This window comes from Pseudomonas sp. PD9R (genome assembly GCF_019200975.1).
In the GTDB taxonomy this organism is placed as follows: domain Bacteria; phylum Pseudomonadota; class Gammaproteobacteria; order Pseudomonadales; family Pseudomonadaceae; genus Aquipseudomonas.
Genome location: NZ_JAHTMR010000003.1, coordinates 273,838 through 295,480, shown reverse-complemented (window position 1 = coordinate 295,480; position 21,643 = coordinate 273,838). Strand labels below are relative to the sequence as shown.

Below are 21,643 nucleotides of genomic sequence, written 5' to 3'. Positions count from 1 at the left end.
TAACGTCAGCGAAAGGAACGGTAATGGCGAACAACACGACAGGACAGCTCGACAAACAAACCTGGATGAGCAAAGTCCTCGACATCGACACATTGAAACTCACCGATATCGTCTGGCCCGGCGTTCATAACGCCGGCATGGACAAACAAGCACCCAACCATGCAGCCCTGTCCGCCAACTGGACTATTTGTCAGAACGATACATTTGCCTGGCAACTGGACAATGGCGCCCGGGCCTTCGACATTCGTCTTGGTTATACGCAAACCCCGGAGCCAGCCTTTTATTTTCACCACAATGGCTTTCGTTCACGTCGCGTACTGGATGAGTTGATCGACGCGGTGTTGCTGTTTCTCGATCGAAACCCGGACGAATTCATCGTGCTGGACTTTCATCAATTGGGCGATGGCGACAAAACCTTCGATCATAAAAAACTCAGCGACTGGCTGGTGCGCCGTCTCGGTTTGCGCGTCATCCTTCCCGCCGAAGGGTTTAAAACAGTGGGAGAACTCAAACGCGCCAGCCGACATCGCCGGATCGTCATGGCCGCGCAGATAACAGCGGAGATGGACCGCGAATTCTTCTGGCCGCGCATTCCGCACAAGTGGCACGACGATACATTTACTGACATTGCCGAACTTCAGCGCCATATCGGCAGGACGCTGAAAGACGCTCCCTACGAAACATTTCTATGGTCGTTGTCAGCGACCACCTACTCGTTGCTGGGCGGGCCCGGCCACATAAAACGCCACATCAATGACTGGTTCAGTACTACGCGAGACTGGGTCACGCGGTGCAGCATCATCAGTACCGACTTTTTCGATGAGTCCGAGATCGTCCATTACTGTTGGAGCGCCAGCAGCATGAAGGCCGTTTACGGCTCCGCCCTGCACGAGGCATGATCAAGGGGCGATAACAAGAAAAGTATGCCGACATGACCCGTACTGCCAGAGTGACCGACCCTTCTTACGAACTGATGGATGACCATAACGGGTTGTCCATCATCTATCGCCAGCACGGCTTCCCCTGCCCCCTGGTGCGCTGGCATTTCCACAAGGAATACGAGCTGCACCTGATAGTCGCCAGCTCCGGCAAGGTGTTCATCGGCGACTACATCGGTAACTTCTACCCTGAAAGCCTGTTCCTCACTGGCCCCAATCTGCCCCATAACTGGATCAGCCAGGTGGCCGAAGACGAAGTGGTGCCCAAGCGCGACATGCTGGTCAACTTCACGGACGACTTGTTCGACAGCGGCTATCAGGTGTTCGCCGAGCTCAAGACGTTGGCGCCGCTGCTGGAGCGGGCGCAGTACGGTATCGAGTTCCGTTGCAAGCAAACGATTCGCCAGGCAATGGACTTGATGCAGCGCATCGCCGACACCCAGGGCGTGACTCGCCTGGGGCATTTTTTCATTTTGCTGGAGTTGCTGGCGGCCACTGACGATTATCAGTTGCTGTCCGGCGCAACGACGCCGCAATTGGCCGATGAGCACAACATCGACCGCACCAACCGTGCGGTGGATTACATCTTCGCTCATTACGCCCGGGAACTGCCGCTGGAGGAAGTTGCCGAGCATCTGGGGATGAAGCCGACTTACTTCAGTCGAGTGTTTAAACAGGCCACCGGGCGAAACTTCATCGAGTTCGTCAACCGCCTGCGCATCAGCAAGTCCTGCGAGCTGCTAGCCGATGGTGACAAGCCGGTGACGGACGTTTGCTTTGAATCGGGCTTCAACAATATTTCCAACTTCAACCGGCGATTTCAGCAGCTCAAGGGCATGACGCCGTCGCATTATCGGCGCTTGGTGGTGCAGCGGTTGACTGAGCAGAATCACGGTTAAAGCAAGATCAAAAGATCGCAGCCTGCGGCAGCTCCTACATTTGGAATGTATTCCCCTGTAGGAACTGCCGAAGGCTGCGATCTTTTGATTTACGACGTTGAAACCTATACGTATTCAATGCCGACAAATCGCTGAAAACCCTTTCCCTGCGTATCCCACCTCAAACATCAGTGCAAAATAGTATCGATTCAAGTGCGACCAAAGATTTGTATCGCCATCAATTGAGGGCTGTAATCAACGCAGATTAAAAACAATAACTGTCCTTCTGTAACCCGTCGGGTGCAGAAAAGGAGTGCACGATGCAACCTTCTGTAAAAGCTCTGCTTGCCCTCACCTGCATGACCCTCAGCAGCGTCAGCCTCGGCGCCCAGACCCTGACCATCGCCACCGTCAACAACAGCGACATGATTCGCATGCAAAAGCTCTCGAAAACCTTCGAGGCCGAGCATCCCGATATCAAGCTCAATTGGGTGGTACTGGAAGAAAACGTCCTGCGTCAGCGCCTCACCACCGACATTGCGACACAGGGCGGGCAGTTCGACGTGCTGACCATCGGCATGTACGAAGCGGCACTCTGGGGTGCCAAAGGTTGGCTGGAGCCGATGAAGGATTTGCCGGCCAGCTATGCCCTCGACGACGTGTTCCCGTCCGTGCGTGAGGGCTTGTCGGTCAAGGGTTCGCTGTATGCGCTGCCGTTTTACGCCGAAAGCTCCATCACCTATTACCGCACCGACCTGTTCAAGGACGCCGGCCTGACCATGCCCGAGCGCCCGACCTGGACGCAGATCGCCGAGTTCGCCGGCAAACTCACCAACAAGGACAAAGAGCAGTACGGTATCTGCCTGCGCGGCAAGGCCGGCTGGGGCGAGAACATGGCGTTGATTACCACCATCGCCAATGCTTATGGCGCGCGCTGGTTCGATGAAAAATGGCAGCCGGAATTCAACGGTCCCGAGTGGAAAAACGCGCTGAATTTCTATGTCGACACCATGAAAAAATCCGGTCCGCCGGGCGCGTCCAGCAATGGTTTCAACGAAAACCTGGCACTGTTCAACAGCGGTAAATGCGCGATCTGGGTCGACGCCAGCGTTGCCGGTTCATTCGTGACCGACAAGACCCAAAGCAAAGTCAGCGACAACGTCGGCTTCACCTACGCACCCCACGAAACCACCGATAAAGGCTCGGCCTGGCTGTATTCCTGGGCGCTGGCGATTCCAACCAGCTCCAAGGCCAAGGACGCGGCAAAAACCTTCAGCGCCTGGGCGACCTCCAAAGAGTACGGCGCGCTGGTCGCGGAAAAAGACGGCATCGCCAACGTGCCACCCGGCACCCGCGCTTCGACCTACAGCGAGGCCTACATGAGCGCCGCACCGTTTGCCAAGGTCACGCTGGAATCACTGAAAGCTGCTGACCCGAGCAAACCGACACTCAAGCCAGTGCCGTACATCGGCATTCAGTTGGTGACCATTCCTGAGTTCCAGGGCATCGGCACCCAGGTTGGCAAGTCGTTCTCGGCAGCGCTGATCGGTCAGACCACGGTAGACCAGGCCCTGGCTGCCGCACAGCAAACCACCGAGCGTGAGATGAAGCGCGCGGGTTATCCCAAGTAATCCCGTACCTCGCTCCTGCCCTTTGTGGGAGCGAGCCTGCTCGCGATGACGGCCGCCCATTCAACATTGTGGGTGACTGACACACCGCTATCGCGAGCAGGCTCGCTCCTACATTGGATCTTCATAGGTCTGCATGAATCGGTTTAATGCCATGAATATCTCAACTGCCAAAGCTCACCTGGACATTCCCCAACCGCAGCGTAAAAGCCGGTTGACCAATCCCGGCTGGTTTCTGGTCAGCCCTTCGGTGGCGTTGCTGCTGTTGTGGATGATCGTGCCGCTGGGCATGACCCTCTACTTCTCGATGATCCGCTACAACCTGCTCAATCCTGGCGAGAATGAATTTGTCGGCCTGGAGAACTTCACCTACTTCCTCACGGACTCGGGCTTCCTGCCCGGCGCCACTAATACCCTGTTGCTGGTGGGCAGCGTGCTGCTGATCAGCGTGGTCTTCGGTGTGCTGATCAGCGCCTTGCTGGAAGCCAGTGAGTTCCTCGGTCGCGGCATTGTGCGGGTCATGCTGATATCGCCGTTTTTCATCATGCCCACCGTCGGTGCGTTGATCTGGAAGAACCTGATTTTCCATCCGGTGTCGGGGATTCTCGCCTACGTCTGGAAACTGTTCGGCGCGCAACCGGTGGACTGGCTGGCGCACTACCCGCTGCTGTCGATCATCATAATTGTGTCGTGGCAATGGCTGCCGTTCGCAATCCTGATTCTGATGACCGCCATGCAGTCCCTCGACCAGGAGCAGAAAGAAGCCGCCCGCCTCGACGGTGCCGGCCCGATCGCGATTTTCTGGCACCTGACCCTGCCGCACCTGGCGCGGCCGATTGCGGTGGTGGTGATGATCGAAACGATCTTCCTGCTCTCGGTGTTCGCCGAAATCTTCACCACCACCAACGGCGGCCCCGGCTACGCCTCGACCAACCTTGCCTACCTGATCTACAACCAGGCGCTGGTGCAGTTCGACGTCGGCATGGCGTCCGCGGGTGGCTTGATTGCCGTGGTGATTGCCAACATCGCGGCCATCGTCCTGGTGCGCATGATCGGCAAAAACCTGACAGACAAAGCCTGAGGCCCGCGCCATGACTCTTCAACAATCCCGCCGTCTGCAAAGCCTGCTGCTCGGCACCCTGGCCTGGGCCATTGCGATCCTGATTTTCTTCCCGATTTTCTGGATGGTGCTGACCAGTTTCAAAACCGAAATCGACGCGTTCGCCACGCCACCGCAGTTCATCTTCACCCCGACCCTGGAAAACTACCTGCACATCAACGAGCGCAGCGATTACTTCAGTTTTGCCTGGAACTCGGTGGTGATCTCGTTCAGCGCCACCGCCCTGTGCCTGCTGATTGCAGTGCCGGCGGCGTACTCCATGGCGTTCTACGAAACCCAACGCACCAAAGGCACGCTGCTGTGGATGCTCTCCACCAAAATGCTGCCACCGGTGGGCGTGCTGATGCCGATTTACCTGCTGGCCAAGAGTTTCGGCCTGCTCGACACGCGGATCGCGTTGATCGTGATCTACACCCTGATCAACCTGCCGATTGTGGTCTGGATGATTTACACCTACTTCAAGGACATTCCCAAGGACATCCTCGAAGCCGCGCGGCTTGATGGCGCCACCTTGTGGCAGGAAATGGTCCGGGTGCTGCTGCCGATCGCCAAGGGCGGCCTGGCCTCCACCGTGCTGCTGTCGCTGATCCTGTGCTGGAACGAAGCGTTCTGGTCGCTGAACCTGACCTCATCCAAAGCCGCGCCGCTGACTGCGTTGATCGCCTCGTACTCAAGTCCCGAAGGGTTGTTCTGGGCCAAGTTGTCGGCGGTGTCGACCCTGGCTTGTGCGCCGATCCTGATCTTCGGCTGGATCAGCCAGAAACAACTGGTGCGCGGCCTGTCGTTTGGCGCCGTGAAATGAAAAATCAAAAGAAAAGATCGCAGCCTTCGGCAGCTCCTACATGGAACCCAGTGTTCCCGCGATGGGCAATTGCCCACGGATCGCCGGCCAATCGCGATCCCTGTAGGAGCTGCCGCAGGCTGCGATCTTTTGATCCTAAAATAACAAACGGAGGCCCATCTTCATGGCCAACCTGAAAATCAAGAATCTGCAAAAAGGCTTCGAAGGCTTTTCCATCATCAAAGGCATCGACCTGGAAGTGAGCGACAAGGAGTTCGTGGTCTTCGTCGGCCCGTCGGGTTGCGGCAAATCCACCCTGCTGCGACTGATCGCCGGCCTGGAAGAAGTCAGCGGCGGCACCATCGAACTCGATGGCCGCGACATCACCGAAGTCAGCCCGGCCAAGCGCGACCTCGCGATGGTGTTCCAGACCTACGCCTTGTATCCGCACATGAGCGTGCGTAAAAACATGTCGTTCGCCCTCGACCTGGCCGGCGTTTCCAAGGCCGAAGTCGAAAAGAAAGTCGGCGAAGCGGCGCGCATTCTTGAACTCGGTCCGATGCTGGAACGCAAACCCAAGCAATTGTCCGGTGGTCAGCGTCAACGCGTGGCGATCGGCCGGGCCATCGTGCGCAATCCGAAAATCTTCCTGTTCGATGAACCACTGTCCAACCTCGACGCGGCGTTGCGGGTACAGATGCGTCTGGAGCTGCTGCGGCTGCACAAAGAACTGCAAGCCACGATGATCTACGTGACCCACGATCAGGTCGAAGCCATGACCATGGCCGACAAAGTTGTAGTGCTCAATGGTGGCAAGATCGAGCAGGTCGGCTCGCCGCTGGACCTGTATCACCAACCGGCCAATCTGTTTGTCGCCGGTTTTCTCGGCACCCCGAAAATGGGCTTCCTCAAAGGCAAAGTCACCCGTGTCGATGGCCAGGCTTGCGAAGTGCAACTGGACGCCGGCACCCGCATCAGCCTGCCGTTGAGCGGTGCCAACCTGAGCGTCGGCGGCGCGATCACGCTGGGCATTCGTCCTGAGCATCTGGAGCTGGCCAAACCCGGTGATTGCACCTTGCAAGTCACTGCCGATGTCAGCGAACGCCTGGGCAGCGACACCTTCTGCCACGTGCGGACCGCATCCGGCGAAGCCCTGACCATGCGCGTACGCGGCGACCTGGCAAGCCGTTACGGCGAATCCTTGAGCCTGCACCTGGACGCCGAACACTGCCATTTATTCGATGCCGACGGCGTGGCGCTGACCCGCCCGCTGCGCGTTGCCGCCTGATTTAGAGAACCTGCGATGAAACTTAACCAACAGAACCTCACCCGCCTCGCGCCCGAGGTGATCCTGCCCGCCTACGCCCTGAGCGAGACTCGCCAAGGCATCGCCCACATCGGCGTCGGCGGCTTCCACCGCGCTCACCAGGCGTATTACACCGACGCACTGATGAACACAGGCGAAGGTTTGGACTGGGCCATTTGTGGCGTCGGCTTGCGCGCCGAAGACCGGCGTGCCCGGAACGACCTGAAAGAACAGGATTACCTGTTTACCCTGTTCGAACTGGGTGACACCGACGACACCGAAGTCCGGGTCATCGGTGCCATCCGCGACATGTTGCTGGCCGAAGACGATGCCCAGGCGCTGATCGACAAACTGGCCAGCCCCGAGATTCGCATCGTGTCGCTGACCATCACCGAGGGCGGCTATTGCATCGATGACAGCAACGGCGAGTTCATGGCCCATCTGCCACAGATCCAGCACGACCTGGCGAACCCGGACGCGCCGAAAACCGTGTTCGGTTTTCTCTGCGCCGCATTGGCCAAGCGCCGGGCGACGGGCACGCCGGCATTCACCCTGATGTCCTGCGATAACCTGCCGCATAACGGCGCGGTCACCCGCAAAGCGTTACTGGCCTTCGCCGCGCTGCATGATGCCGATCTGCGCGACTGGATCGACCACAACGTCAGTTTCCCCAACGCCATGGTCGACCGCATCACGCCGATGACCAGCATCGAACATCGTCTGCAACTGGCCGACAAACACGCGGTGGACGACGCCTGGCCGGTGGTCTGCGAGCCCTTTGTGCAGTGGGTGCTGGAAGACAAATTCGTCAATGGCCGCCCGGCCTGGGAAAAGGTCGGCGTGCAGTTCACCGACGACGTGACGCCTTATGAAGAGATGAAGATAAAACTGCTCAACGGCAGTCATCTGGCGCTGACTTACCTTGGATTTTTGAAGGGCTATCGTTTCGTCCACGAAACCATGAACGACCCTTTGTTCGTGCGTTACATGCGCGCCTACATGGACCTGGACGTCACCCCGCAACTGTCGCCTGTGCCGGGGATCGACCTGACCGACTACAAAAACACCCTGGTGGCGCGCTTCTCCAATCAGGCGATTGCCGACCAACTGGAGCGCGTGTGCTCGGATGGCTCGTCGAAGTTTCCCAAGTTCACGATTCCGACCATTAACCGCTTGATTGCCGATGGCCGGGAAACCAAACGTGCAGCCTTGGTCGTGGCGGCTTGGGCGTTGTATTTGAAGGGTGTGGACGAGAATGGTGATACCTACTCGATCCCTGATCCGCGTGCGGCGTTCTGTCAGGCATTGGTGGCCGATGATGTGCTGATTACCCAACGGTTGCTGGAGGTCGAGGAGATCTTTGGCACGGCCATTTCGCGTTCGCCAGAGTTTGTGGCAGCGTTTGAATGGTGCTGTAACAGTTTGCGGGATGTGGGGGTGACGCGGACTTTGGAGCGGATTCTGGCTTGAGCTCAGCAGTGACACTGCTGCCGTCTTCGCGGGCAAGCCTCGCTCCTACAGGTTTTCACTTACCGGCCACCACCTCTGCAGGAGCGAGGCTTGCCCGCGAAGACGGCATAACAGGCGACTTATATGTTGAATGATCCAAGGGTATCCATGGCAGACCAACAACTATTCCTCGGCATCGACTGCGGCACTCAGGGCACCAAAGCCATCATCCTCGACGCGCTCAGCGGTCAGGTGCTCGGTCAGGGGGCGGCCACCCACACGATGATCAGCGGTGCCAACGGCCGTCGCGAACAGGACGTCGGTCAATGGCTGGACGCATTCGCCATCGCCACCCGTCGCGCCTTGCTGGCGGCCAATGTCGATGGCCAGGACATCCTCGGCATCGGGGTTTCCGGCCAGCAACATGGCTTGGTGCTGCTTGATGATCAGGGCCAGGTGCTGCGCCCGGCCAAACTTTGGTGCGATACCGAAACCACTGAAGAAAATGATCGGCTGCTCAAACACCTGGGAGGCGAAAAAGGTTCGCTCGAACGCCTCGGCGTGGTCATCGCACCCGGCTACACGGTGTCCAAGTTGTTATGGACCAAAGAGCGGCACCCTGACATTTTCGCTCGCGTCGCACGCATCCTGCTGCCCCATGACTATCTCAACTTCTGGCTCACCGGCCGCAGTTGCAGCGAGTACGGCGACGCTTCCGGCACTGGCTACTTCAATGTGCGCACCCGGCAGTGGGATCTGCAGTTGTTACGCGACATCGACGCCAGCGGACGCCTGCAAGCTGCGCTGCCAGAGTTGATCGACGCTCACGCACCCGTCGGCATCCTCCTGCCAAGTATTGCTGAACAACTGGGCCTAAATCCGCACGCGCTGGTGTCTAGCGGTGGTGGCGACAACATGATGGGCGCCATCGGCACCGGCAATATCAAGCCCGGCGCGATCACCATGAGTCTCGGTTCGTCCGGCACGGTATATGCCTATGCCGACCAGCCGAAAGTCAGCGCGGATAGCGCCGTCGCGACTTTCTGCTCTTCCAGTGGTGGCTGGCTGCCGTTGATCTGCACCATGAACCTGACCAATGCCACCGGGGTGATCCGCGAACTATTCGATCTGGACATCGAGTGTTTCAACGCCCTCGTCGCCCAGGCGCCCATTGGTGCCGAGGGCGTGTGCATGTTGCCGTTCCTCAATGGTGAGCGCGTGCCCGCCCTGCCCCATGCCACCGGCAGCGTGCTGGGGCTGACCATGACCAACCTGACTCAGGCCAATCTGTGCCGTGCCGTGGTCGAAGGCACGACCTTCGGTTTGCGTTATGGGCTGGACCTGTTACAGCACAATGGCTTACAAAGCCGCAGTATTTGCCTGATCGGCGGCGGTTCGAAAAGTCCGGTGTGGCGGCAGGTCGTCGCCGACATCATGAACACGAAGGTCATCTGCACCGAACAAAGTGAAGCCGCCGCCCTGGGCGCGGCGATTCAGGCGGCGTGGTGCAAGTCCTGGGCAAACGGGCACGAGGACAGTCTGGCCGACCTTTGCGAGCGCTGCGTCAAGCTCGACCCGGCCAGTGAAACCTTGCCGATCGCAGCAAACGTGGCTGCTTTTCAGCAGACCTATGAACGCTATCAACAGCATGTCGCAACCCTTTAAAGAGCGAACAACTATGTATCTGGTGTGTGGCGAAGCGCTGTTCGATTTCTTCAGTGAAGATGACGCCAGCGGCCTGGCTTCAAAAGTGAATTTCAAGGCGATTGCCGGCGGTTCGCCGTTCAACGTCGCGGTGGGTTTGCGCCGTTTGGGCGTGGACGCGGCACTCTTTGCCGGGTTGTCGACGGACTACCTCGGCCGGCGCTTGTCGCAAGTGCTGCACGACGAAGGCGTACGCAGCGACTACCTGGTGGATTTTGCGGCCCCCACCACCCTGGCGATGGTCGCCGTCGGTGCCAACGGCTCGCCTCACTACAGCTTCCGTGGCGAAGGCTGCGCTGATCGACAGCTGAAACCGGAGCATCTTCCGCAACTCGGGCCTGAAGTACGCGGTTTGCACATCGGTTCGTTTTCGCTGGTAGTGCAACCTATTGCCGATACGCTGCTGGAACTGGTTCGACGGGAAAGCGGAAAACGCCTGATCAGCCTCGATCCGAACGTGCGGCTTAATCCGGAACCGAACATCGAGTTGTGGCGCTCGCGGGTTGCTGCTCTGGTCGAACTGGCCGATCTGATCAAGGTCAGCGATGAAGACTTGAGTTTGTTGTATCCCGAACAGGACCCGGAACGAGTGATTGATGGCTGGTTGCAACACCGCTGTCAGTTGGTGTTTCTGACCCGAGGAGGCGAAGGCGCGACGGTGTTTAGCCGAGTTCACGGCACGTGGTCGGTACCCGCCTGTTCGGTGAAAATTGCCGACACCGTGGGCGCTGGCGATACCTTTCAGGCGGCGTTGATCACCTGGCTGACCGAACAGCAGCTGGATTCGGTTGAAGGCTTGCAGCAGTTGAGCCGCGAGCAGATCGACAGGATGCTGCAGTTTGCAGTGCAAGCGGCGGCGCTGACATGCAGCAAGACCGGGCCGGATCTGCCGTATCGCCAACAGTTGTCCTGACGCATTATCTGCAGGAGCTGCCGAAGGCTGCGATCTTTTGATTTTGCTTCCGAAGATCAAAAGATCGCAGCCTTCGAAAGCTCCTACACAGGCTTGCCCCGCCGAACGGTAGTGGCCAGGCGACAGGTGGCGTTCAGGCGGCTTAACCAATGCTTAATCGTGCAGTCCAACACTCTACTGGACCGCACGCCCTCAGAGTTCTCTGACGCCCAGTGCGGCAGGTTCGACGCCACGTCGAGCTCACTTGCACCGCACTGGAGATCGCCCCATGAACTCGCGCACCTTGCTCGTTTCTGCTGCCTTGATCTGTGCCCCGCTTTCAGCTTTTGCACAGACCAGCGACACCGCTACGTCTCAAGTCGAACCCTCCTACCATTACGGCATGCCGCTGCACGTGGGCAAGATCATCGCGCTGACCGAACCGGCCACCCTGGATTGTGAGGTGGTCACGGCGCATATGAAATACATCGATGATCAATCGGGCAAACCTGCGGAACTCGCCTATCGAAAACTTTCCGACGCCTGCAGTTATCAGAACTGACTGAAAAGTCTGAAACAACACCTTGCGGTATTCGTGAGCGGGTTCTGCGGCTATGCTCTAGCGCCCCCCACTGCCGCAAGGATTCGCCATGCAGTTGTCGTTTCGGACGTTGTCGTCATTCACCGCCCTATTGTGTTTGCTGCTGGCGCTGGCCTGGGGCTTGATGCCTGACAGGTTGTTGGCAAGCTGGGACATCGAATACTCACTGGCCGCAGGATTGATTGCACGACGCACAGCGGTGTTGTTTGCGGCGTTGAGCGTGATGTTTTATCTGGTTCGTAACGAGGCCCAGTCCCCTACGCGTCGTGCGCTGAGCAACGGCTTTGTCGTTGGCTGCTGGGGGCTGGCAACACTGGGCTTCGGCGAATGGCTCAATGGCCATGCCGGTCCGGGGATTCTGCTTGCGGTCGGCGTTGAACTAGCGCTGGGCCTGGCATTCTTCCAGACCCGGCGCGTGTCGGCGGAGCTCGAAACCGTGGGCTAAAGCGACTTACCCATCACGTGGCGGTGCTCAACGACTTCTGCGTGTTGAAGTTGCAGGTCGGTACGGAGTTCGGCAATCAGATCGTTAATCTCGCGACAACCATTCAGACGCTGAGCGTCTATGCCGGTCTTCAATAGATCCAACTGATCGGTTTCACCGTCCGCGTACACTTTTACGGTCATCGATAGGTCCGGCGACAGCGTGCACTGGCACCGCTTTGGTAAAAAACTGCTTTCAATGATGTTGCGAAGTTCTAAGGCAGAAAGAAACATGGCGACCCTCTCCTTTGTGAGACTGCCAATCGACTGTCGGCGCTGACTCATGTGAAATCGCGGTCAGCTTGAGAACAGCTACAGCATAAAACATGCCTTGAATTTCGCTGCGCAGCTCATCGGTAAATCAAGGGTTTAGCCAAACGAGTGTTATTACCGCCCATGCAATTTGCGAAAAACACCTCGGCAGGCCTTGCAATTTGCACACTGTTGCGTCGGTTTGCATACGCGGCTGATGCCATCAAGAATAGAGGCGAGCCGATCCAGTATCCGCTGACCCCACACATACGCAAGGAGGCACCATGGGTTGTTTGACCATTAACACGACCGTCGGGCTAATAGTCGCTGCACTGTCGAGCGTCGCGCACGCAGCAAAGCTTGAAGAAGTCGCCCCCTTTCCTAAACCGGAAAAAGGTTACACCCGCCAGGTCATTCACCTCGCCCCGCAAGCCCGTGAGGACGACTTTCAGGTCGAGGTCCTGGCCGGCAAGACCCTGAAAGTCGACTGCAATCGCCAGCGTCTGGGCGGCATTCTCGAAGAGAAAAACCTTGAGGGTTGGGGCTATCCGTTTTATCGGCTGGAAAAAGTCATTGGGCCTATGAGCACGCTGATGGCCTGCCCGGACGGCAAGAGCAAAGAGGACTTCGTGCCAGTGGTGGGAGACGGCTTCATGTTGCGCTACAACAGCAAACTGCCGATCGTGCTTTACGTACCCAAAGACGTCGAGGTCCGCTACCGGATCTGGTCGGCGTCGAGCAAGGTCGAGAAAGCCGTTCAGGAATAACCCGCCCATCCTTCACACCAGGGCGCCGCTTAACGCGGCGCGCTCGGCCACATGCCGCAAACTGTCGAAATTGATATTGGCACCCGAGTCGATCGCCACAAAGGTCTGGCCACGCGCGCCGGTTTGCGCCACGAATTTCTTGATGCCTGCCACCGCCAGGGCACCGGAAGGCTCGGTGATCGAGCGGGTATCGTCGTAGATATTCTTGATGGCGGCACACAGTTCGTCGTTGCTGACGGTCAGTACTTCATCGACGCAAAACCGGCACACCTCGAAACCATAGGCGCCAATCTGCGCCACCGCCACACCATCAGCGAAGGTGCCAACGTGAGGCAGGATCACTCGCTCATCGGCCTTTAATGCTGCATTTAAACAGGCGGAATGTTCGGATTCGACGCCGATGATGCGCACTTCAGGCCGCAGGTATTTGACGTACGCCGCGATGCCGGCGATCAAGCCGCCACCGCCCACTGGCACGAAGATCGCGTCCAGCGGCCCTTGGTGTTGACGAAGGATTTCCATGGCCACCGTGCCCTGCCCGGCGATCACTTCAGGATCGTCAAAAGGCGAGACAAAAGTCTTGCCGGTCTGCTGCGCCAGGTCTAGCGCATAGGCCAGGGCAAACGGAAAACTCTCCCCATGCAACAGCGCCTCGGCGCCACGACTACGCACCCCGAGCACCTTCAGTTCCGGTGTGGTGGCAGGCATGACGATAGTTGCGGTGATCCCCAGTTCCCGTGCCGCCAATGCCACGCCCTGAGCATGGTTGCCCGCCGAAGCCGTGACGACACCGCGCGCCTTTTGCTCATCGCTCAGTTGCACCAGTTTGTTGAAGGCGCCGCGAATCTTGAAGGAAAAGGTCGGTTGCAGGTCTTCGCGTTTGAGCAGGATCTGATTGCCCAACGCTTCGGACAGCGCCGGCGCCAGTTGCAACGGCGTGCACACGGCCAGTTCGTAGACCGGCGCGGCGAGGATTTTTTTGACGTAATGCTCAAGCAGGGTTTGTTGTTCGGCAGTACTGCTCATAATCGTCTCCGGTTGTACTCGGTCCATGTAGGAGCTGCCGCAGGCTGCGATCTCTTGATCTTCAAAAGCCAAAGATCGCAGCCTGCGGCAACTCCTACATGGACCGTATGCTGTTAAAACCCAGGAGACAGAAAATGAAAACCCGCCTCTAGGGCGGGTTGGGTGCTGCAGTCGTGAGCTAGCCCGCCAAATGAGGAATGGCGGTAATAATGCTTGGTTGGCAGCGCAATACGATGGAAGTCATGGCCCGAAATTAGCCGGGCATTGATGGCAAGTCAACGGCCAATTTCTACTGAGCTGCTTATGCTGATTTCGTGGTGTTGTAGCGATCACTTCGCCAATCGCTTGAGCCCCAGCACCATCACTCCTGCCCCACCCATCATCGCCGTCAAAAACAACGGATACGAAACCCACCACGGCGTCCCCGCCGTCATCATGCTGAACTCGGACATGCCGCCAATACTGGCGATCAGGTTCAGCGGCAAAAACACCACGTTGATCAGCGTCAGTTTGCGCAGCAGGTTGTTCATGCTGTTGTTCATCAGGTTGCCCCGGGCGTCGATGAGCCCGGAGAACACGGTCGAGTAGATTTCCGCCTGTTTGTAGCACTGGTCGTTTTCGATGATCAAGTCGTCGATCAGGCCGATGGCGTGGGCGTCGAAGTGCTCCTTTTGCGCGTGATTGCGCAGCCGTGTCAGAACCGCGCCATTGCTGTGAATGGCATTGATGTAATAGATCAGGCTTTCGCTGAGATTGAACATCTGGATCAGGTGCTGGTTTTGCATCGACGCATTGAATTTCTGCTGCAACTCCCGGGCAACCAGTTTGATCACCTTGAGGTGACCCAAATAGTGATGGATGTTGTTGAACAGCAGATCGAGCAGCACATCCAGTGGCGTGTTCAATGCCTGACGTTTGCCGAGACCGTGAAGGGGCGCGTCATCGGTGGCGATGACCAGCAAGCGGTCTGGGCAAAACAGCAGGCCGCAGGACGACACTTCAAAGGCCAGGCTGCCAGCGCCGGAGTATTTTTCCGGGCGCTTCCAGATCAGGAACAGGTTGTCCGGATGAAACTCGATACGCGACACCTCGTCAGGGTCGAGCGCCGAGGCCAGCGCATGGTCGTCCAGTTTGAAATGGCTGTGCAGCAGGTCCCGCTCGCCCGCATCGGGGTTGCTGAACAGCATCACCTCCGCGTACAGCCGCTCAACAGGGTGCAGCGCGCCGTGGCTCAATTGAAAACACTTGATCATCGAGCGCTCACCAGGCCTGGCCGCGACGTTTAAGCTCCAGGCGCCGGACAAACTCCTCCAGCACCAGTGAATACAGATCATCCTGCAAATAGGCGTCTTCGATCCCGGCGTCCATGTTCGGATTGTCGTTGACCTCGATCACCACCACCTTGTCGCCGGACTGCTTGAGATCGACACCATACAAACCATCGCCGATCAGGTTCGCGGTCTTCACCGCCAGTTCCACCACTGCCCGCGGCGCTTCATGAACCGCCAGCGTGCGGCATTCGCCGTTGATGTCCTGGCCCTTGGCCTTGTGGTTGTAGATTTGCCAGTGGCCCTTGGACATGAAGTACTGACAGGCAAAGATCGGTTTGCGGTTCAGCACACCGATGCGCCAGTCGTACTCAGTGTAGAAAAACTCCTGAGCCAGCAGCAGCACCGAGTGTTCGAACAACTCGGACGTGGCGTCGAGCAATGCTTGTTGGCTTTCAACCTTGATCACGCCCCGGGAGAAACAGCCATCCGGGATTTTCAGCACCAAAGGAAAGCCCAGACGCTCACCGACCCGTTCGAAATCTTCCGGTCGCTCCTTGTACAGGATTTCGGTGACGGGCATGCCCAGTTGATGGCTCTTGAGCAGGTCAGTCAGATACACCTTGTTGGTACAGCGCAGAATCGACGTCGGGTCATCCATCACCACCAAGCCTTCGCTCTCGGCTTTCTTGGCGAAGCGGTAGGTGTGGTTGTCGACGCTGGTGGTTTCGCGGATCAGTAACGCGTCGTACTCGGCAATTCGCGCGTAATCCTTACGTTCGATCAACTCGACGTCGATGCCCAGGGTTTTGCCGACCCGGACGAAGTTGTCCAGCGCCTTGGCATTGGACGGCGGCAGTGCTTCTTGCGGATCGTGCAAAATTGCCAAGTCATATCGGGCCAGCCGTTTTGAGCGCGGCATGCGCCAGATCTTGCGACTGAAACTATCAAGCGAGTGGGCAAATTGATCTTCCTGATCCTCACGTAACTTATGCAGCGCGCCGGATTTAATACCTTCAATGTGCCAGCCATTCGTTCGGCGAAACTCAACTAACAAAATCGGGCAAGCAAATACTTCGAACAGTTGTCGTGCCAAGTCCTGCAACGGCTCGATATTGGTTTTGCCGAAATACAACGTCAGGGTAAAACCCTCGGTGTCGCTGTAGAGATGATGACTGAGGGCTTTTTCCAGGGTTTTATCCAGGTCATCCAGCGCCAGGCCATACAGCGACTTTCGGGTCAGCTCGCTGATGGTCCGCACTGACGGAATGACCTTGTGTCCCCGGGCTTCGGCCAGCAGCGAGCAGTAATAACCGTGGCCCAGGTATTTGTAGCTGCGGCACAGGTTGATCACCTGGACGCGTTTGCCCTGATCGGTGTCGCGGGTCTGCTCAAGGTACTCCTGAGCCGTGACAATGTCTTCGCTGGGAAAGTAAGAGGCCCAGTCTTCCTTGCGTTCGACGATGATAATCAACTGACTGGAAGTTCTATCTGCCTTATTCAAATAAGCGTTATTTAAATACGTTGCAGAAGTGATTGCTGCCGGCAAAGTTTGCTCGGATACTTCGCGCCAATGACCTTGTACCGCTGACATAGTGATTGATCCGTTGGAGAACAAGACCTTTCCTATTAAGCACGAACTTTCTCGAAAGTCCCGTTTCGTTACGCAACTTTTACGGTGGTCATATGAGTCTGTTTTTTCGCGTGGCGGTTCTTGAGGATTTACCGGCACTACTTGAACTTGAACAACAGTGTTTCACCACGGATCGGCTCAACAGTCGCAGCTTTCAATGGATGATCCACCGCGCAAACGGGCAACTGCTGGTGGCCCAGCGTGGGGAGCATCTTGTGGGGTATGCCGTGGTGCTGTTCCATCGTGGTACGTCACTGGCGCGTTTGTATTCGATTGCGATCGCGACCGAGGCCCGTGGCAGCGGATTGGGCAAGCAATTGCTCGAGCGCATCGAAGCCTGCGCACTGGAACATGATTGTGCTTACCTGCGGCTGGAAGTGCGTATCGACAACCCGGCCGCCATCGCCCTGTATGAACGCAATGGATACCGGCGTTTTGCGCTGATTCACGACTATTACCAGGATCACGCCGACGCGCTGCGACTGGAGAAACGCATCCTCCAGCATCGCGACTCGCGCAATATTCGGGTGCCGTATTACCCGCAAACCACTGACTTCACCTGTGGCCCGGCCTGTCTGCTGATGGCGATGGGCGCGTTGCAAAGGGATCGAGTGCTGGAGCGTCGCGAAGAACTGCAAATCTGGCGCGAGGCAACTACCGTGTTCATGACTTCCGGCCACGGTGGCTGCAGCCCTCAAGGCCTGGCATTGGCGGCCTGGCGACGCGGGTTCCGGGTGCAGTTGCAATTGAGCATGGCCGGACCGTTGTTCCTCGATGGCGTACGTGACGCGCATAAAAAAGACGTCATGCGTCTGGTGCACGACGAGTTCACGGCGCAGTTGCAGGCCAGTGACGTCGAATGTGCAATCGGCGGCTCGCTGAATTTGCCGCGATTACTGGAGCATGGCGGACAGCCGTTGGTGCTGATCAGCAGTTATCGCCTGACCCGTTCGAAATCACCGCATTGGGTGATCGTTACTGATTGCGATGAAGAGTTCGTCTACCTGCACGATCCCGATGTTGATCACAGCCAGCATCGCCAGCCGATGGACTGCCAACACTTGCCCGTCAGTCATGCGGAGTTTGAGAAAATGAGCAGTTTTGGCCGGGGCAAATTGAGGGCGGCTGTGATTTTGTATGGCCGCTAAAAAGATCGCAGCCTGCGGCAGCTCCCACATGGATCGGCGAATTCCTGTGGAGCTGCCGCAGGCTGCGATCTTTTATTTCAAGCCAACCTTGTATAGGCCGCCATCATCCTCATCGGTCAGTACATACAAATATCCATCCGGCCCCTGTCGCACATCGCGAATGCGTTTGTTGAGTTCACCCAGCAAACGCTCTTCATGCACGACCTGGTCGCCGTCGAACTGCAAACGGATCAAATCCCGCGACACCAGCGCACCAATAAATGCGTTGTGCTGCCAGGCCTTGAAACGATCGCCGTCGTAAAACGCCAGGCCACTGAGACCGGGGGATTTTTCCCATACATGATGGGGGCCGACGGTGCCTTCGGCGGTTTTGCCCTTGGCTTCCGGGATCGGTTGGCCGGAATAGTTGATACCGTGGGTGGCCAGCGGCCAACCGTAGTTTTTGCCGCGCTCAATGATATTCAGCTCGTCCCCACCCTGGGGGCCATGCTCATTTTCCCAAAGCGTGCCGTTCCAGGGATTGAGCGCCGCACCTTGCGGGTTGCGATGGCCGTAGGACCAGAGCTCCGGGCGCACGCCATTCTGTCCGACAAAGGGGTTGTCGTCGGGTACCTTTCCGTCTGGATAAATGCGCACCACCTTGCCTTGTAGCTTGTCGAGGTCCTGGGCAGTCGGTCGGTCGTTGTTTTCACCCAGGGTTATAAATAGGTAGCCATTGCGGTCGAAAACCAGCCGCGAACCAAAATGGTTGCCGACCGAGAGCTTCGGCTCCTGACGGAAAATCACCTGGAAATTCTTGAGGGTCGCCAGGTCGTCGGACAGTTGCCCACGACCGACGGCAGTACCCGCCTTGTCGCCCTGACCACCCCCTTCGGCAAAGGACAAATAGACCGTACGGTCTTGCTTGAAGTCAGGCGACAGCGCTACATCCAGCAAACCGCCCTGGCCCTTGGCCCAGACCTTGGGGACACCGTTGATCGGTGCAGACAGTTTGCCATCGACTGTGACCAGTCGCAGGTTGCCGGGCCGTTCGGTCACCAGCATGCCCTGGCGATCAGGCAGAAACGCCAAGGCCCAGGGATGCTCCAGTCCTGTCACGATCGGCGTCACTTCGAGTGTGCCCTGTTCGCTTTGCATGTCCTGGGTAGGCGCTGCAAAGGATGGCAGCGTGACGGTCAATAACGCGCTGGCGCAACACGTGGCCAGAAGGGTTTTACGTAACATGCACGATTCCTTTTGTCATGAGAACGGCCGACAGGACAGCTTCCCAGCCCTTCATTGAGCGCGGGTATCCGGGTCGCGACGAGGTGGATTAGGGATGAATTTCGGTGGGCTGGCAGGAGCAGTACGATCCTGCGGATAGCGATTGCCGATGCCGCCATTGTCGAGGGTCGGCGGACGCGGCACCGGCACGGTGTTCGGTCCACGGATTGCCGGGGCGCTGGGCTGTGTACCCTGCATACTGTTTGGATTGGCCCGATGAATCGGGCTGTTGTAGGGATTATTGTTGCCGCTGTTCGGCAGGCTCTGGGCGATCTGCAACGGCGAGGTTCCAGCGTGGGCCAGTTGACTCAGAACGCAGCTGACGGCCAACGCGATGACGGCTGGCATGCATCGGTTCATGGGGCGCCTCTCGACCTCAAGGTGAATGGAGTCTTCGATAGCACGCTACGCCCGGGGTTCGAATTTGTTAATCAAAACCTCCGGCAAGATGTAACACGAAGTTGATCACCCAGCCGGGGCCGGCTGCAGACCGCTGAAACTTTTGCCCGAAGCCACGGGTCACCTGATCATCACTCGCGAGTAGACGACCATGGCACGGGCAATCTGGAAAGGCGCGATCAGTTTCGGGCTGGTGCATATCCCTGTGGCGCTGGTCTCGGCGACGTCTTCCCAAGGGGTGGATTTCGACTGGCTCGACAGCCGCAGCATGGACCCGGTTGGCTACAAGCGCGTTAACAAGGTCACCGGTAAAGAAGTCACCAAGGAGCACATCGTAAAAGGCGTGCAGTTCGAGAAGGGCCGGTACGTGGTGCTCAGTGAAGAGGAAATCCGTTCGGCGCATCCCCTGTCGACTCAGACCATCGATATTTTTGCCTTCGTCGACAGTGAGCAGATCCCGTTGCAAAACATTGACACGCCCTACTACCTGGCGCCGGACAAACGCGGCGGCAAGGTTTATGCGCTATTGCGCGAAACCCTGACCAAAACCAACAAAGTGGCGTTGGCCCGCGTGGTGTTGCATACCCGTCAATACCTGGCTGCACTAATGCCGCTGGAATCGGCCATGGTGCTGGTCAAACTGCGCTGGCCGGCAGAGGTGCGCAGCCTGGACGAACTGGCGCTCGGGCCGGACGTAACCAAAGCCGAACTGGCCAAGGGCGAACTGGACATGGCCAAACGCCTGGTGCAAGACATGAGCGTCGAGTGGTCGCCGGAAGATTATCGGGATGAATTCGAAGACAAGATCATGGCGTTGGTCGACAAGAAAGCCCATGAAGGCAAGATCGAGGACGTTGAAACGGCCACGGGTGAGGAGGAGCGCAAGACGGCGGATGTGATTGATTTGACGGAGCTGCTCAAGCGCAGTCTTGGGGGCAAGGGCGCGAGCAAGGCGGCTGCCAAGCCCAAATCGGAAAGCAAGCCGGCAGCGAGAAAAAAAGCCAGCAAATAATGCGTTGGATATCCTGGCTCCATTGCAAACAGGCTCGCTCCCACAGGGTTATTCGGCGTGAGTGAATTATTTACATCACCCCTGGCCCGCTGTAGGAGCGAGGCTCGCCCTCGAAGGCGTTTTCAGATCAGGATAATGATTGCCAGCAACCCGCCGAAAATCGCCCATTTCTCCATGTAATACCGAGCACGATTGCGCTTTTTGAGCGCTTTGCCGCGCAGGCGAATCTTGTAGATTTTGCTGAACAGACGATTGATGCCGCCGGTTTTGTCGCCCGTTTCGTTTGGTGCGCCCGCCGCCGCCATCACGTTGCGACTGAACCAGCCATTGAACGCGGCCGCCCATCGGTACTTCATGGGCCGCTCGACATCGCAGAACAGAATGATGCGGTTCTGCTGGGTAGTGTTTTCGGCGTAATGAATGTAGGTCTCGTCGAACATCACCGCTTCACCGTCACGCCAGTGATAGTTCTCGCCATCGACGTTGATGTAGCAGCCGGAATCATTGGGCGTTTCCAGACCCAAGTGATAACGGTAGCTGCCGGCATACGGGTCGCGGTGTCGGACCAGTTTTGAGCCCGGCGGCAACTCGGCGAACATGGCGGCCTTGATTGAGCCGACGCTCTGCACCAGTTCAGTGGTGCGCGGGCAGAGCTTCATTGCCGATGGGTGACTGTCGCCGTACCACTTGAGGTAGAAGCGCTTCCAGCCGGTTTTGAAGAACGAGTTGAAGCCAACGTCGTCATATTGGTTCGAGCGCTTGATCTCACCGGCCCGCAGCAGGTTCTGACCCTCGGCGCGGATTTCTTCCCAGTGCGTCTGCAGCGGGCTCAGGTCGGGAAAATCCGCCGGATTAAGGTACGGCTTGTTGGGGATTTTCGAGAACACATAAAGGAAGCAATTGACCGGCGCCAGAAACGTCGAATGATCGCTCAGTTGGCGGCCCAGCTTGTGACGAACGCGACCCCGCAGGTGAACGTATGCGATGGATACAACGTAGATAGCGGCAATGATGAGTTTCACGGAAATCGTCACACGTCAGAAGTGAACAAACTGCGCCCCCTGCCAACCTCTGGCTCACGGGTCTTGTGCAGCG

The 21,643-nt window shown here is 57.8% G+C and carries 21 protein-coding genes; 14 read left to right on the top strand and 7 right to left on the bottom strand.

Annotation, left to right across the window (positions count from 1 at the left end):
* Positions 1–23: 23 nt before the first annotated feature.
* The 11 genes from KUF73_RS08935 to KUF73_RS08885 all read left to right on the top strand — a co-directional run bounded on the left by KUF73_RS08935 (position 24) and on the right by KUF73_RS08885 (position 11,742).
* Positions 24–899: a phospholipase gene (locus tag KUF73_RS08935; protein WP_218437674.1), complete on the top strand. Its 876-nt coding sequence runs from the start codon at positions 24–26 to the stop codon at positions 897–899.
* Positions 900–931: 32 nt separating this feature from the next.
* Positions 932–1,837 (top strand): AraC family transcriptional regulator, encoded by a 906-nt coding sequence (locus KUF73_RS08930; protein WP_218437673.1) that lies wholly within the window; start codon positions 932–934, stop codon positions 1,835–1,837.
* A 299-nt stretch (positions 1,838–2,136) separates the two neighbouring features.
* Positions 2,137–3,447: a sugar ABC transporter substrate-binding protein gene (locus KUF73_RS08925; protein ID WP_218437672.1), complete on the top strand. Its 1,311-nt coding sequence runs from the start codon at positions 2,137–2,139 to the stop codon at positions 3,445–3,447.
* Between the two features lie 151 nt (positions 3,448–3,598).
* Entirely contained in the window at positions 3,599–4,525 is a 927-nt protein-coding gene (locus KUF73_RS08920) for a carbohydrate ABC transporter permease (RefSeq protein WP_218437671.1), read from the top strand.
* 10 nt (positions 4,526–4,535) lie between these two features.
* Positions 4,536–5,366: a carbohydrate ABC transporter permease gene (locus tag KUF73_RS08915; protein ID WP_007936731.1), complete on the top strand. Its 831-nt coding sequence runs from the start codon at positions 4,536–4,538 to the stop codon at positions 5,364–5,366.
* A 163-nt stretch (positions 5,367–5,529) separates the two neighbouring features.
* Positions 5,530–6,633, top strand: coding sequence for an ABC transporter ATP-binding protein (locus tag KUF73_RS08910; RefSeq protein WP_218437670.1), 1,104 nt, complete (start codon positions 5,530–5,532; stop codon positions 6,631–6,633).
* Between the two features lie 15 nt (positions 6,634–6,648).
* The gene (locus KUF73_RS08905) at positions 6,649–8,121 is read left to right on the top strand and encodes a mannitol dehydrogenase family protein (protein ID WP_218437669.1); all 1,473 of its coding nucleotides are present in this window, start codon (positions 6,649–6,651) and stop codon (positions 8,119–8,121) included.
* A 147-nt stretch (positions 8,122–8,268) separates the two neighbouring features.
* Positions 8,269–9,765, top strand: a complete 1,497-nt coding sequence (gene xylB, locus KUF73_RS08900) for a xylulokinase (RefSeq protein ID WP_218437668.1) — start codon at positions 8,269–8,271, stop codon at positions 9,763–9,765.
* Between the two features lie 13 nt (positions 9,766–9,778).
* Positions 9,779–10,717: a carbohydrate kinase gene (locus KUF73_RS08895; RefSeq protein WP_218437667.1), complete on the top strand. Its 939-nt coding sequence runs from the start codon at positions 9,779–9,781 to the stop codon at positions 10,715–10,717.
* Between the two features lie 268 nt (positions 10,718–10,985).
* Complete coding sequence (locus tag KUF73_RS08890) at positions 10,986–11,258, top strand: DUF2790 domain-containing protein (RefSeq protein ID WP_218437666.1); 273 nt, start codon at positions 10,986–10,988, stop codon at positions 11,256–11,258.
* An 88-nt stretch (positions 11,259–11,346) separates the two neighbouring features.
* Positions 11,347–11,742, top strand: coding sequence for a hypothetical protein (locus tag KUF73_RS08885; protein ID WP_218437665.1), 396 nt, complete (start codon positions 11,347–11,349; stop codon positions 11,740–11,742).
* On the opposite strand, the gene KUF73_RS08880 is transcribed toward KUF73_RS08885, so the two are convergent.
* A complete protein-coding gene (locus KUF73_RS08880; RefSeq protein WP_218437664.1) occupies positions 11,739–12,014 on the bottom strand; it encodes a DUF1652 domain-containing protein in 276 nt (91 codons plus the stop codon). The genes KUF73_RS08885 and KUF73_RS08880 overlap by 4 nt on opposite strands.
* Before the next feature lie 302 nt (positions 12,015–12,316).
* Here KUF73_RS08880 and eco point away from each other — a divergent pair, with 302 nt between their 5' ends.
* Positions 12,317–12,799 (top strand): serine protease inhibitor ecotin, encoded by a 483-nt coding sequence (gene eco / locus KUF73_RS08875; protein ID WP_218437663.1) that lies wholly within the window; start codon positions 12,317–12,319, stop codon positions 12,797–12,799.
* A 12-nt stretch (positions 12,800–12,811) separates the two neighbouring features.
* Here the strand turns inward: eco and ilvA are convergent, their stop codons facing one another.
* The 3 genes from ilvA to KUF73_RS08860 form a co-directional block, all read right to left on the bottom strand.
* A complete protein-coding gene (gene ilvA / locus KUF73_RS08870) occupies positions 12,812–13,825 on the bottom strand; it encodes a threonine ammonia-lyase, biosynthetic (RefSeq protein WP_218437662.1) in 1,014 nt (337 codons plus the stop codon).
* A 329-nt stretch (positions 13,826–14,154) separates the two neighbouring features.
* A complete protein-coding gene (locus tag KUF73_RS08865; protein ID WP_218437661.1) occupies positions 14,155–15,078 on the bottom strand; it encodes a magnesium transporter CorA family protein in 924 nt (307 codons plus the stop codon).
* Between the two features lie 7 nt (positions 15,079–15,085).
* A complete protein-coding gene (locus KUF73_RS08860; RefSeq protein ID WP_256345514.1) occupies positions 15,086–16,687 on the bottom strand; it encodes a RimK family protein in 1,602 nt (533 codons plus the stop codon).
* Between the two features lie 92 nt (positions 16,688–16,779).
* On the opposite strand from KUF73_RS08860, the gene rimI reads away from it, so the two are divergent.
* Positions 16,780–17,874: a ribosomal protein S18-alanine N-acetyltransferase gene (gene rimI / locus KUF73_RS08855; protein WP_218437659.1), complete on the top strand. Its 1,095-nt coding sequence runs from the start codon at positions 16,780–16,782 to the stop codon at positions 17,872–17,874.
* Between the two features lie 72 nt (positions 17,875–17,946).
* Here rimI and KUF73_RS08850 read toward each other — a convergent pair whose 3' ends face one another.
* Together KUF73_RS08850 and KUF73_RS08845 are read right to left on the bottom strand one after the other, a co-directional pair.
* Complete coding sequence (locus KUF73_RS08850; RefSeq protein ID WP_218437658.1) at positions 17,947–19,098, bottom strand: PQQ-dependent sugar dehydrogenase; 1,152 nt, start codon at positions 19,096–19,098, stop codon at positions 17,947–17,949.
* A gap of 51 nt (positions 19,099–19,149) precedes the next feature.
* On the bottom strand, positions 19,150–19,497 hold the full coding sequence (locus KUF73_RS08845; protein ID WP_218437657.1) for a hypothetical protein: 348 nt from the start codon (positions 19,495–19,497) through the stop codon (positions 19,150–19,152).
* Positions 19,498–19,687: 190 nt separating this feature from the next.
* Here KUF73_RS08845 and KUF73_RS08840 point away from each other — a divergent pair, with 190 nt between their 5' ends.
* A complete protein-coding gene (locus tag KUF73_RS08840) occupies positions 19,688–20,548 on the top strand; it encodes a Ku protein (RefSeq protein WP_218437656.1) in 861 nt (286 codons plus the stop codon).
* Positions 20,549–20,670: 122 nt separating this feature from the next.
* On the opposite strand, the gene lpxO is transcribed toward KUF73_RS08840, so the two are convergent.
* Positions 20,671–21,570: a lipid A hydroxylase LpxO gene (gene lpxO / locus KUF73_RS08835; RefSeq protein ID WP_218437655.1), complete on the bottom strand. Its 900-nt coding sequence runs from the start codon at positions 21,568–21,570 to the stop codon at positions 20,671–20,673.
* Positions 21,571–21,643 lie beyond the last annotated feature (73 nt).